6 protein-coding genes are annotated in these 13,449 nt (G+C 68.5%); 4 read left to right on the plus strand and 2 right to left on the minus strand.

Annotation, left to right across the window (positions count from 1 at the left end; genetic code table 11):
• Nucleotides 1–16 precede the first annotated feature (16 nt).
• Nucleotides 17–667, plus strand: coding sequence for a DJ-1/PfpI family protein (locus BLQ50_RS06920; protein ID WP_093182315.1), 651 nt, complete (start codon nt 17–19; stop codon nt 665–667).
• Nucleotides 668–734: 67 nt separating this feature from the next.
• Here the strand turns inward: BLQ50_RS06920 and BLQ50_RS18595 are convergent, their stop codons facing one another.
• Nucleotides 735–884, minus strand: coding sequence for a hypothetical protein (locus BLQ50_RS18595; protein ID WP_175559056.1), 150 nt, complete (start codon nt 882–884; stop codon nt 735–737).
• Between the two features lie 49 nt (nt 885–933).
• Here BLQ50_RS18595 and pulA point away from each other — a divergent pair, with 49 nt between their 5' ends.
• Nucleotides 934–7,695, plus strand: coding sequence for a pullulanase-type alpha-1,6-glucosidase (pulA, locus tag BLQ50_RS19005; RefSeq protein WP_245700936.1), 6,762 nt, complete (start codon nt 934–936; stop codon nt 7,693–7,695).
• 78 nt (nt 7,696–7,773) lie between these two features.
• Here the strand turns inward: pulA and BLQ50_RS06935 are convergent, their stop codons facing one another.
• The gene (locus tag BLQ50_RS06935) at nt 7,774–10,374 is read right to left on the minus strand and encodes a discoidin domain-containing protein (RefSeq protein ID WP_175559057.1); all 2,601 of its coding nucleotides are present in this window, start codon (nt 10,372–10,374) and stop codon (nt 7,774–7,776) included.
• 613 nt (nt 10,375–10,987) lie between these two features.
• Between BLQ50_RS06935 and BLQ50_RS06940 the strand changes: the two genes are divergently transcribed.
• Nucleotides 10,988–12,034, plus strand: a complete 1,047-nt coding sequence (locus BLQ50_RS06940; protein ID WP_093182317.1) for a LacI family DNA-binding transcriptional regulator — start codon at nt 10,988–10,990, stop codon at nt 12,032–12,034.
• Nucleotides 12,035–12,131: 97 nt separating this feature from the next.
• Nucleotides 12,132–13,364: an ROK family protein gene (locus BLQ50_RS06945; protein WP_093182319.1), complete on the plus strand. Its 1,233-nt coding sequence runs from the start codon at nt 12,132–12,134 to the stop codon at nt 13,362–13,364.
• Nucleotides 13,365–13,449 lie beyond the last annotated feature (85 nt).

Below are 13,449 nucleotides of genomic sequence, written 5' to 3' on the forward strand. Positions count from 1 at the left end.
CGGACTGCTCGGACCCATGCGCGTCGCGATCCCCGTGTTCCCTCGGTTCACGAGCCTCGACATCATCGGCCCGTACCAGGTCCTGGTGAACCTGCCGGACGTGGAGGTCGTCCTCGTCGCAGAGTCCACGGGGATCGTGACGGACGACCGTGGTCTGATCAAGCTGTCCGTCGACGCGACCTTCGACGACGTCGACCACGCGGACGTCCTGGTGGTCCCGGGCGGCCCGGGGTCCAGGGTGCACGGAGACATGCCCGAGATGCTCGCCTGGATCCAGCACATCCACGCCTCGACCACCTGGACGACGTCGGTCTGCACCGGATCGTTGTTGCTGGGAGCGGCGGGGCTGCTCGACGGATTGACGGCGACCACGCACTTCTCGGCGGTCCGTGAGCTCCAGGCATGGGGAGCGACCTACGTCCCCGACCGTGTGGTCACCCAGGGCAAGATCATCACCGCCGCCGGGGTCTCGTCCGGGATCGACATGGCGCTGACCCTCGCCGCACTGCTCACCGATCAGGTGACGGCCGAGGCCATCCAGCTGTTGATCGAGTACGACCCTCAGCCTCCGTTCGCGGGCGGATCGGTCGCCTCGGCCTCCGAAGGCGCGCTCGCCAAGGTCCGAGCGCGGCTCGGGTCGGGCTGGGAGCCCTACGGGGTCACCTGATCGAGTGGTCGGCAGCCGACATGCGCCCAATAATGGGATGAATCAACTGCAAGAATGATGTGCGTTTTCATCCCGTATCGACCGCATTTTTGAACACCTTCAGGAACCGGTCTGCAACAAAATCCGCGTTGCTTGCTGCAACTTGCAGCAACGCGTACTGTCTGGCCCAATCAGTGATGCGCGCAACGATGCGCGCTTCGACGAAGGGGTCGTGCATGGTCCAGCCAGGTTTCCGTCTTTCCGCGTTGTCTCGAAGGTCCCGTCAGGTGCCGGCCCTCCTCGCGGCCACCGCGCTGGCGAGCGCGAGCCTGGTGGCACTCCCGGCGGCTGCGCCGGCGTCGGCCGCCCCGCCGGTCTATCGCCTTGTGGGTGATCTCCAGAGCGAGCTCGGGTGTGCAGCCGACTGGCTACCGGAGTGCATCGATGGCGAGCTCGTGGCGAGCACCATCGACGGCCTCTTCGCTGGCGAGTTCTCGCTGCCGGGCGGGTCCTACGAGTTCAAGGTGCTCTCCGGAGGGACCTGGGACGACCAGGCCTGGGGTCGCGCGGGCGCGACCGGACCGGACGCGGCCAACATCCGCCTCACGGTCGCCGGTGACACGACCATGACGGTCGTCTTCGACGAGGTGAGCGGCCGGACGAGCATCGTCCCCGTTGATCCCGTAGCCGCCCCGGTCGAGGCCGACGCGCCCGCCCCGGTCCGCCAGCCGGGCAGCGACGAGCAGTTCTACTTCGTCCTGACCGACCGCTTCGCCAACGGCGACCCGTCGAATGACAACGGCCACATCATCGTCGACGGCACCGCCTCGGCCGACCGCGCGGTCACCGGCTTCGACCCGACGGACAAGGGCTTCTACCACGGAGGAGACATCGCGGGCCTGCGCAACAACCTCGACTACATCGAGGGCCTCGGGACGACCGCGATCTGGCTCACGCCGTCGTTCAAGAACAACGCCGTCCAGGGGACCGGCGATGACATGTCCGCTGGGTACCACGGCTACTGGGTCACCGACTTCACGCAGATCGACCCGCACCTGGGGACGAACGCCGAGCTCGATGCCCTCATCGACGACGCGCACGCGCGCGGCATGAAGGTCTACTTCGACATCATCGCCAACCACACTGCGGACATCATCGACTACAAGGAGGGTGTCTACACCTTCCGTGCGCCGCCCGAGGAGCCGTACACGCCGTCCATCCCGGCGGGCCTGGAGACGATCAAGCAGCCCACGTGGCTCAACGACACGAGCTTCTACAACAACCGCGGCAACTCCACCTGGGAGGGTCCGTCGGTCATCCTCGGTGACTTCGACGGCCTCGACGACCTCGACACCTCGCAGCAGCCCGTCGTCGACGGCTTCATCGACATCTACACGTTCTGGGCGAAGTCCGGGATCGATGGCTTCCGCATCGACACGGTCAAGCACGTCGACTTCTCCTTCTGGGAGCAGTGGACCACGGCGATCAAGGCCGCCACGACGGACAACCCCGACTTCTTCATGTTCGGCGAGATCTATGACGCCGACCCCAGCAAGCTCTCGCCCTATGTGCGGGGCACCGACATGGACTCGGTCCTCGACTTCACCTACCAGTCCGCAGCCTCGTCCTACGCGAACGGCAACACCGCCAAGGGCCTGCAGCTCCTCTTCGCCGGCGACGACTACTACACGACGGCCACGAAGAACGCCTACGCGCTGCCCACCTTCCTGGGCAACCACGACATGGGCCGACTCGGCTTCGTCGTCAAGGACCAGCCCGATGCGCTCGAGCGCAGCGAGCTGGCGCACTCCCTGATGTATCTCACCCGCGGCCAGCCGGTCGTCTACTACGGCGACGAGCAGGGCTTCGTCGGCAGCAGCGGAGACGGCAAGGACAAGAACGCCCGCCAGTCGCTCTTCGACTCCCAGGTCCCCGAGTTCAACAACCAGGTGCTCCTGGACGGCTCCTCGGGCGCCGGCGACCACTACTCCACGAGCGGGGCGCTCTACACCCACATCGCTGAGCTGGCAGCGCTCCGCACGGCCAACCCGGCGCTGTCCGACGGCGCGCAGATCGAGCAGTACGTCTCCGCCGGGACGGGGATCTACGCCTTCTCGCGCGTGGACACCGCCGCTGCCGCGCCGGTCGAGTACGTCGTCGCCGTGAACAACGCGACCGAGGAGAAGACGGCCGAGCTGACCGCGCTGACCCCGTCCGCGGCCTTCGCCCCGCTCTACGGGACCACCGCAGGCGAGTCGTCCGACACCGACGGCACGCTGTCGGTGACCGTCCCGGCGCTCTCCGCCGTCGTCCTGGTGGCCGGCTCGCCGATCACTGCGGACACCACGGCGATCGCACCGACATTCACCACCCCGACTCTCGGTCAGGGCCTCGCCGGTCTCCAGGAGATCACGGTAGACCTCGGGACGGAGCGCTACGCGGAGACGTCGATCTCCTACCGGGTCGCAGGCGCGAGCGCCTGGACCCTGCTCGGGACCGTCGACGACGGCGCACCCCGCCTCTTCCAGGACATGAGCGCCCTCGCGCCCGGGACGGTCATGGAGTACCGCGCCGTCGTGCGCGACGCCGCCGGCAACCTGACCCAGGCCGTCACCTCCGCGAGCATCGGGGACGACCACGGCACGGGGACCCCCGTCGAGGTCGACCCGAGCGACCGGCTTACCATCCCGGGCAGCCACGGCGCTTCGATGGGCTGCGCCGGCTGGGACCCGGCGTGCTTCGACGCCGAGCTCCTCAAGGGCGCGAACGGCCTCTACTCGGGCACCTTCGACGTCACGGCCGGGACCTACGAGCACAAGTACGCCTTCGGCGGTGACTGGAGCAACAACTTCGGTGTCGGCGGCGTCCACAACTCGACCACCGGGAACTACTCCTACACCCACCCCGGGGGAGAGCGGACGTTCTACTTCGACCCCGCCACCAAGCTCGGGACGAGCGTGCCAGCAGGTTCGCCGCTCTACACGCTGGCCGGAAACTTCCAGACTCAGCTCGGCTGTGCCGCGGACTACTCCGACGCCTGCATCGGCGGCGAGCTCACGCCGGGCACCGACGGCACGTACACCTACGCCACGGACAAGCTCACGCCGGGGACCTACAAAGCCAAGGCGATCCAGGACCTGTCCTGGGACACGAGCTTCGGGGACGTCTCCGGAGCTGACGTGACCTTCACGGTCACCGCCGAGTCGCCGCTCGTCACGTTCACCTTCGACCCGGTGACCTCGGTGCTGACCGCCGTGGCTGCCGCGCCCCCGGTGACCGAGGGACCGGCCCCGCTCCGGGACGTCACGGTCTCGATCGCGGGCACCGTCAACACCGCGATGGGATGCGTCGCGAACTGGAAGGAGACCTGCGTCGAGGCCGAGCTCACCAACCGCACCGGCTCGGTGTTCTCCCAGTCCTTCGACCTGCCCGCCGGCACCTACGAGTACAAGGCGGTCATCAGCCACTCCTGGGGCGAGAGCTACGGGCTGACCCGGGTCTCGGGCGGGGACAACATCTCCTTCACCCTTCCGACCGACGCCACGGTGACCTTCGTCTACGACGACGCCTCGCACTTCGTCACGCACTTCTTCGACGGCAGCACCCAGGGCCGGATCGCGGTGGCCGCCGGAAGCTTCCAGAGCGAGCAGGGCTGCGCCGCGGACTGGGACCCCGCGTGCCTGGCGTCCTGGCTGCAGAACTACGACCGCGACAGAAAGGTCTACCACCTGGAGACCGACCGTCTCCCGGCGGGCACCTATGACGCCAAGGCGGTCTTCGGACTGACCTGGGACGAGGCCTACCCGGGCGGCAACGTCACCTTCATCGTGCCCACCGACTGGGCGAAGATGATCTTCCGCTTCGACCTCGAGCTCCAGGAGCTGGTGATCGCCGCGGACGACTCCGTCCCCGGAGATGGCGACCGGGCCTACTGGCTCGATGCGCAGACCCTCGCCATCCCGACGTCGGCCCTCCCGGCGGGCGCGGACCTCGCTGACCGGACGTGGACCCTGCACGGCGCCCCGACCGGTGGGATCACCGTCGCCGAAGGCGCCGTGACCACCCCGGTCGGAGGCGTCGACCTACCGCTGACCCTGCTCGATGGCGGCCTGCCCGCCGACCTCCGCGCGGCCTACCCGCACGTGGCGGGCTACCTCGCGCTGCGCCTCGGCGACGACGTCGACGCCGCCCAGGTGGCCGACGTCCTGACCGGCGAGCTGCGCCTGACGCAGTCCGGCCCGGACGCGCTGGAGTACTCCACCGGCGTGCAGATCGCGGGCGTGCTCGACGACCAGTTCACGGTCGACGCGGGCCGCGCGCTAGGCGCGACGTGGGCCGGCGCCGTGCCGAGCCTGGCACTGTGGGCCCCGACCGCGAAGTCCGTGACCGCGACCGTCTGGCCCGAGGGCAACGGCACCGCCACGGGCGAGGCAGTCAAGGTCTCGGCCACCCGGCAGAGCGACGGCACGTGGACCACCCCAGGTCAGGGAAGCTGGAAGAACGCCGCGTACGTCTACGACGTCGAGGTGTTTGTCCACTCGACCGGGGCGGTCGAGCACAACGTGGTCACCGACCCGTACTCGGTCGGTCTCACGCTCAACTCGAAGCAGTCCGTCCTGGTCGACCTCGCCGACCCGGCGTTCGCGCCGACCCTGTGGTCGCAGACGCCGGCCCCGATCGTCGAGCGGGACGTGGACCGCAGCATCTACGAGCTGCACGTGCGTGACTTCTCGATCACCGACACGTCAGTTCCGGAGGCCGAGCGCGGCACGTACAAGGCCTTCACCCGCGACTCCGCGGGGATGGAGCACCTGCGCACGCTGGCCGACGCCGGTATGAACACCGTCCACCTGCTGCCGACCTTCGACATCGCCACGATCGAGGAGGACCGTTCCGTCCAGGCCGTGACCGGAGACCTGAGCGGCTTCGCAGCGGACTCGCCCGCCCAGCAGGCGGCCGTGACCGAGATCGCCGACACGGACGGTTTCAACTGGGGCTACGACCCGCTGCACTTCCAGGTCGCCGAGGGGTCCTACGCGACCGCCGGCAACCAGGAGGGCGGCGCTCGCACCGCGGAGTTCCGCTCTATGGTCGGCGCGCTGCACGGCAGCGGCCTGCAGGTCGTGCTCGACCAGGTGTTCAACCACACGGCGGCGAGCGGTCAGGACGACAGGTCGATCCTTGACCGCGTCGTTCCCGGGTACTACCACCGCCTGAGCGCGACCGGGTCGGTCGAGACCTCGACCTGCTGCGAGAACGTCGCGACCGAGAACGCGATGGCCGAGCGGCTCATGGTCGACTCGGTCGTCACCTGGGCCCGTGACTACCACGTCGACGGCTTCCGCTTCGACCTCATGGGGCACCACTCGACCAGCAACATGCTGGCCGTGCGCGCCGGGCTGGACGCCCTCACGCTCGCCGACGACGGGGTGGACGGATCCTCGATCTACCTCTACGGCGAGGGCTGGAACTTCGGCGAGATCGCGGACAACGCCCGCTTCACCCAGGCCACCCAGGGTCAGCTCGGCGGGACCGGCATCGGGACGTTCTCCGACCGCCTGCGCGACGCCGTGCACGGCGGCAGTCCGGTCGACGGCGCCTCGCTCTTCCAGCAGGGTTTCGGCACCGGCCTGGGAACAGACCCGAACGGGCTCCCCGCCCGCCAGGGTGACGACTCGACCGTCAACGACGGCTCGGCCGAGGAGCTTGCGGACCTCGCCCACCAGAGCGACCTGGTCCGTCTGGGGCTCGCCGGGAACCTCCGGGCGTACTCCTTCGAGACGTCGTCGGGCGAGGTGCAGCGCGGCGATCAGATCGACTACCGCGGCGCGCCGGCCGGCTACGCCGACTCACCTGAAGAGGTCGTCAGCTATGTCGACGCCCACGACAACGAGACGCTCTTCGACATCCTCACGCTCAAGCTGCCGCTCGACACGTCCATGGCGGACCGGGTGCGGATGAATACGCTGTCGCTGGCCACGACCGCGCTCTCGCAGACGCCGTCGTTCTGGCACGCCGGGACAGACCTGCTGCGCAGCAAGTCCCTCGACCGGGACAGCTACAACTCCGGTGACCACTTCAACGCGATCGACTGGACAGGCACCCAGAACAACTTCGGGATGGGGCTGCCGCTCGAGGGCAAGAACGGTGAGAGCTGGGATGTGCAGGGACCGCTGCTGGCCAACCCGGCGCTCAAGCCCGCGACCGCGGACATCACGACCGCGACCCAGGGCGCTCAGGACCTGCTGCGGCTGCGCTACTCCACGCCGCTGTTCCGGCTCGGGACCGGTGCGTCGATCCAGGAGAAGGTCACCTTCCCCGGATCGGGCACCGGAGCGGTTCCCGGCGTGATCGTCATGCGGGTAGACGACACCGTCGGAGCCGACGTCGACCCCGCGCTGGCCGGCATGCTCGTCGTCTTCAACGCGAGCCCGTCCGCGGTCACCCAGACCGTGGACGGCCTCGTCGGGCACGAGCTGACGCTCTCGCAAGTCCAGACGGACGGCACCGACCCGGTGGTCCGCACGACGGCGTGGGACGCGACCGCCGGTCAGGTCACCGTGCCGGCACGCACGGTCGCGGTCCTCGAAGAGGTCCAGGCGACCGACCCGGTGGACCCGGTGGACCCCGTCGACCCGTCGGCGCCCACGGCGAGCGTGTCGCTCTCGGCGACGTCGGTCCGTCCGGGTGAGACGGTCACCGTGACCGGCTCCGGCTTCGCGCCGGGCGAGACCGTGCAGGTGTGGATCCACTCCACCCCGCAGCTGCTCGCCGCCCGGGTGGCGGGCGCTGACGGCACGTTCACGGCGGCGGTGACCGTCCCGGTCGACGCGACCGTCGGCAAGCACGCGATCCGGGTGGTCGGTCTGACCTCCGCGCTCGAGGCCAGCGCCCCGCTCACGGTGGTCGCCGTGGTCGGTGGCGGTGGGGAGCTCGGCACGACCGGGTTCTCGCCGATCATCGGCGTCGCCGGGGTGCTCCTGCTCATCCTCGGGGCGGGTGTCTACCTCACGGCCCGCAACCGCCGGGAGGAGCTGGACACGCTCTGACAACGATGCGGGGCCCGGATCCGACGTGCTGGATCCGGGCCCCGCGCCGAGCAGAGGGCCATCAGGTCGTGATGTCCCTTACTGGTAGCTGCTCACGTAGCTCGGGATCGTCGCAGTGCCCTGGGCGGGGCCGCCCGTGCCGTTGATCACGTGCTGGACCGTGCCGTTGCCGCCGAGGGAGACCGTCAGCAGGTTGTGCATCCGGACCCCCGGGGTGATCGGCACCTCGAAACCGTTGTCGAGGACGATCGTCGGGTCGGTCGAGAAGTACGTGTAGGCACCGAGCCCCCATGCCTCATGAGAGGTGACCGTGTCGGCGACCTTGTAGGCGGCGTAGCCACGGGTGGACCCGTTCTGATATGCGGCCTGGCTGGGGACGTCATAGGGCAGCTCGTTCTGGTAGAAGACCGTGCGGCCCCCGTTTCCGTTCCAGAGGGTGTTGTACTTCTGGAAGTGCTCCACAAACAGCCCGTAGGCCGAGACCCGGTCACCGTTGACCACGAACCCGTAGTCAGAGGTGTTCACGTCCCAGCCGATGCCGGCTCCGTGGTCACCACGCCAGGACCAGATGTGGTCGACGATCGTGTCGTCGCTGTTGATCTGGATCGCGGTGTCGACCTTGCCGGCGACGGCCCCGCCGACGCGGGCGAACACGTCGTGGATCGACGTCGGGTTGGCGGCGTGCGAGATGTGCGAGCCGGGGGTGCCGACCTGGAGCAGGAACGGGGACTTCGTGGTGCCGGCATCAAAGAGCAGAGCCGCGATCTTGACGCCGCCGACGTCGGCCACCTTCATGGCGGTCACGCCGCCTTCGGGGACGATCGTCGCGTAGCCGAGGCCAAGGACCACCGTGTTCGCGCGGGTGACGTTGATCGTCTTGTCCAGGTGGTAGACGCCCGGGGTGAAGAGCAGGTTGAGCCCTTGGGCCAGTGCCTGGTTGATCGTGTCGCCGGTCACGCCCGGCTTCGCCACATAGAACTGGCTGATCGGGATCGACGTGCCTGGGGTTGAGCCACCTGCCCAGGTGGTGCCGCGTGCGTTGGTGCGGACGCTCGGCACGAACACCGCGTAGTTGGAGCCGTCGAGGTACAGATACGGCTTCTCGGCGATGACCGGCGTGGTGGGCAGCACGGTGTGCGACGGGTTCGGGAAGTTCGGAACCGGTGACCCGTTGACGCCCGAGAACACCATGTTCCAGACCGAACCCTCCCACTTGCCGAGGGTCGAGTCACGCGTGAACCACTGCTGCTGGGAGTAGGACCCGACGGTGCCGTCGACGACCGAGTCGGCGATGAAGCCACCGCTGGCCCAGCCGTAGCTGGACGGTGCGAGGTTGAGGCTTCCCTTGACGTGCATCCGACGGAACGGGGCCGCCTGGGACACGGCCCAGCGGGCTTCGCCACCCAGCGGCTCGATGGCCATGTTCTCGGCCGACCGCCAGAAGTTCTGGGTCGCGTTGCCGTCGAACCAGCCGGCGTCCACCCAGATGCCACCCCTGATCGTGACGTCGTCGGGATTGCGCCCGAGCCCCGAGATCGAGGTGTTGAAGCCGATGTTGGCATTGACGTCGTAGGTGCCGGGGGCGAAGAGGAACTGGTCGCGCCGCGGCCCGAACTGGTTCTCCTCCTGGGCCGTGAAGGCCTCGTCGAGGCTGGCCTGGATGGTGGCCGTCGGCGTGGACGGGGTGAAGACGTGGACGTTGGGTCCCAGGTCTCCGCCGCCGGGAAGCTGCGGCCCGGTCGGGGTCCCGTCGCCGGTGCGCACGGCAACCTCCCAGAGCGAGTACCCGTAGCCGTTGGCCCGTCGAGTCAGGTCGAGCCGGACGTATCGGCCGGTCGCGGCGACGTCGAGCGACTGCTTCCCGCCGGTTCCATCTGTCACGGTGGTGGCCGTTGTCCAGGTGACCCCGTCGAGCGAGGTCTGCACGCGGAAGTCCTTGCCGTAGGAGGCCTCCCAGGTCAGGTCCACCCCGCAGATCGCGGTGGGTGCGCCGAGGTCGACCTGCCACCACTGTCCGTCGCTGAACTGGCTCGACCACCGGGTCGCTGCGTTCGCGTCGACCGCGGAGCTTGCCGGTGTGCCGCTGTTCTCTGTCGAGGAGGCGGTGGCCACCTTGCCGAGGGCCGCATTGGCAGTTCCGCACTGGCCGGGGGTGACGGGTGGGTCGGGATCGACCGGTTGGCCCCCGGCGGTGCCGAAGACCTGGACCTCCCACAGGGAGTAGCCGTATCCGGTGCCCCGTGCGGTCAGGGCGAGACGCACGTAGCGTCCGTGCCCGTCGACACCGAGCGTCTGCTCGCCGCCGGTGCCGTTCGTGACGGTCGCCAGCGTGGTCCACGTGGCGCCGTCCTCGGACGCCTGGACCGTGAAGGCCTTGCCGTAGGCGGCCTCCCACGTCAGGACGATCTCGGACAGCTGCGAGCTCTCGCCGAGGTCCACCTGGATCCATTGGAGGTCAGTGGCTGCGGACGCCCATCGGGTCGCGGTGTTGCCGTCGAAGGCGGCGCGGGCGCCAAGATAGTCGGGGTTCTCGGTCGACGAGGCCGTGACGACCTTGTCTTGGGAGAGCAGGGTCGCTGGCGCGGCCGTGGCTGGGGAGAGCGGTGCCATCGTGGCGCTGACGGCGAGGGCGAGGGCGAGTGCCGCCCAGCGGTACCGGGTTCTGGATCGGGTGTGCATGTTCTCATCTCTTCAATCGGGAAGTGCCCGGCGGGAGGTCCCTGCCGGGCAGGACGGGACGTGCGGGGGCCTCAGGCGGTCGAGACCGGACCGGTGAGGCCGGCCGCGGCAAGGAGGGCGGCCGTCACAAAGGACAGGGCGCCGTTGCTGGCGGTGCCTGGTCGCCAAAACCGGCGATGGGGACTGGGGCGATGGTGCACGGTCGACTTCGACACGAGTGGGACTCCTTCGAGAGGGGCCGAGAGAGGGCAGAAGGCTCGCGTCGCCGTCAGGACGTCGTCGTCGTTACGGTCGCGCAAGCACACAGTTCGTCATTGATCTGGTCGCTGCGGAGAATCCGAATGCTCAGAGAGCGCTCTATCAGAATCCCAGGGTGGGGGATGGTCTGGTGAGCTGTCGAGGGTGTCGAAGCAGTTCTGATGCCTCTTGAAGACCGTTATACCCGGTCTAGCGGGTGATTTGCTACCCCTGGGCGGATATTGCTCCGCTCGCGGTGCGTGGACGGTGAGCGGACGGCGCCTGGGTGGAGCGCGTGCGGAGCGCCTAGAGAAGGCTGCGGGCGAGACATCCATCAAGTTGAGAGCGCTCTCCTGGCGCCTGTTACGATCGTCCCATGTCACAGGAATTCCCTCACCGTGGGTCGCCCACGCTCGAGGACGTTGCCCGCGTGGCAGGCGTTTCCCGCGCAACCGTCTCCCGTGTGGTGAACGGCAAGCAGGACGTCGGTGAGAAGTTCGCCGTGCTGGTCCGGGATGCGATCGCGGCGACGGGCTATGTCCCCAACCGTGCGGCTCGCTCCTTGGTCACCGGGCGTGCAGGCACGGTTGTCGTTGTCGTCTCGGGGCTCTCCGAGGCAGGGACGGGCAGCTCGCCGGGTGCCGACTTCGACGACCCGTTCTTCGGCCGCGTGGTCAGCGGGTTGCTGCGCGCGCTGCGCCCCCGCGACCTCGACCCGGTGCTCATGCTCGCAGAGACGGACGAGGACCGGAACCGGGTGCTGGCCTTCCTGCGCAACGGGAGCGCCGACGGCGCCCTGCTGGTGACGACCCACTCCGACGACCCGTTGCCCGCACTGCTGGTCGAGGCGGGGGTCCCGTTGGTCACCTTTGCCCGGCCGGGGCTGTCGCTTCCGGTGAGCTTCGTCGATGTGGCCAACCGCGACGGTGGTGTCCTTGCCGCCCAACGGCTGCTCGCCCTCGACCGGGGAGCGGTCGTGACGATCAGCGGTCCCCTCGACGTCCCAGCCGCCCATGATCGGCTCACCGGGTTTCGTGACCACCTTGCGCGGTCGGGGCAGGCGTACGTCCCCACGGTCGCGGGTGACTTCAGCTTCGAGAGCGGCGCGGTCGCCATGCGGCTGCTGCTTGGCGAGGTCCCCCAGCTCGATGGTGTCTTCGCCGCGAACGACCTCATGGCACTCGGCGCGATGAGAGTCCTCCAGGAAGCAGGTCGGCGCATCCCGGAGGACGTCGCGGTGATCGGCTTCGACGACTCCAAGATCGCGGCTGTCTCCTCCCCGGGGCTGACCAGCGTGCGTCAGCCGATCGAAGGGATGGTCGTCGAGATGGCAACGATCCTGCTGGACCTGCTGGCCGACCCGACCCGTCGAGCTACCTCGGTCATCTTCGAGCCGACCTTGACCGTCCGCGGCTCCGCCTAGGAGGATCCGCTCGCGCAGGAGGGCTGGGCAGAGCGGACGGTGGCGCTAACCTGAGGCCAGGTGTCAGCGACGACGGACTGGTTGGAGATGAGCGCAGATGCGTCGAGGGACAAACCTGCCCCGCATGGGCGGCTACAACCAGATGGTCGTGATCGACGAGATCCGGCGCGCGCCGGACGGGGTGAGCCGCGTCGAGCTGGCCGGGTTGACGGGCTTGTCGCTGCAGACCATCTCCAACATCTGTGGGCGGCTGCTGACCGACGGTGTCATCGTCGAAGGCGAGAAGCGCAGCGAGGGACTCGGCAAACCGCGCACCATGCTGCACCTCGAGCCGTCCGCCGGCTATGCGCTCGGAGTCCATGTCGACCCGGTCGCGATGACCATCATCGTGGTGGATCTTGACGGGGAGATCTTGGAGAAGCGGGTCGTCGAGACCCCCGTCGGCGCCGAGAACGCCATCGCCGCGATCGTGACCACGGCGGAGGATCTCCTTGATCGTTCGGGCATCCTCCGATCCAAGGTCTTGGGGATGGGCGTTGCTGTTCCTGGGCCGATCGACATGGATACCGGCCGGGTGGTGCGCCCACCGCTCCTGGTGGGGTGGGACGACGTCCCTCTCCGTGATGCCTTGGGCGAGGCCTTGGACATGCCCGTCCTGCTCGAGAAGGACGTCAGCGCGGCCATGATCGCGGAGATGTGGCAGGAGGTCCGCCTGGCGAGGGGCACAGCGATCTTCTTCTACATGGGTTTCGGTGTCGCGGTGGCCTTTGCGCACGGCGGCGAGCTCCTGGCAGGGTCGTCGCGCAACGCCGGCGAGGTGGGACACCTCATCGTCGATGGCGATGGCCCGCTGTGCTCGTGCGGCAATCGAGGGTGCATCGGGGTGTCGTCGTCGCCGATGACCTTTGTCGACGAGGCGATCAGCCGGGGGATCCTGCCGGAGACGACGGTTGTGGCCATACCCGCTGATGTGGACCGTGCGCTGACGGTGCTGTGCGCCGCGGCGGAGGGTGGAGACGAGCGGGCGATCGACATCATCGAGACCTCCGCACGACGTGTCGCGCACGGGATCACGATCCTGACGGACCTGGTCGACGCCGACATCGTGGCGTTCGGTGGTCCGTGCTGGTCACGGTTGCAGGGGCGTTTTCTGCCGGCCGTGCGTGAAGAGCTGGCTACCCGCGCGACGTTGCGAGAGATGCACCCGGTAGAGATCCTCGGGTCCACGGTGGGGGAGCACGTGGGTGCGGTCGGCGCGGCGAGCCTGGTGCTCGATGATGCCTTCACCCCGCGGCCGTCGGGGTTGCTCGCAGGAGCTCGTCGCTCCTGATCGGTGCGAATGTGGCGCGAATGTGGTGTGGGTCACGCCGCAATCGTGACCAGATCGGGATGATCAAGGGCTCACTTCGTCTTGA

It is taken from the genome of Sanguibacter gelidistatuariae, from assembly GCF_900096585.1.
In the GTDB taxonomy this organism is placed as follows: Bacteria; Actinomycetota; Actinomycetes; order Actinomycetales; family Cellulomonadaceae; genus Sanguibacter; species Sanguibacter gelidistatuariae.

Bases quoted from the DNA above. Each gene is read 5' to 3' on its own strand.
- BLQ50_RS06920 (WP_093182315.1), top strand. From the start codon at position 17: ATGCGCGTCGCGATCCCCGTGTTCCCTCGGTTCACGAGCCTCGACATC.
- BLQ50_RS18595 (WP_175559056.1), bottom strand. From the start codon at position 884: ATGCACGACCCCTTCGTCGAAGCGCGCATCGTTGCGCGCATCACTGAT.
- BLQ50_RS06935 (WP_175559057.1), bottom strand. From the start codon at position 10,374: ATGCACACCCGATCCAGAACCCGGTACCGCTGGGCGGCACTCGCCCTC.
- BLQ50_RS06940 (WP_093182317.1), top strand. From the start codon at position 10,988: ATGTCACAGGAATTCCCTCACCGTGGGTCGCCCACGCTCGAGGACGTT.
- BLQ50_RS06945 (WP_093182319.1), top strand. From the start codon at position 12,132: ATGCGTCGAGGGACAAACCTGCCCCGCATGGGCGGCTACAACCAGATG.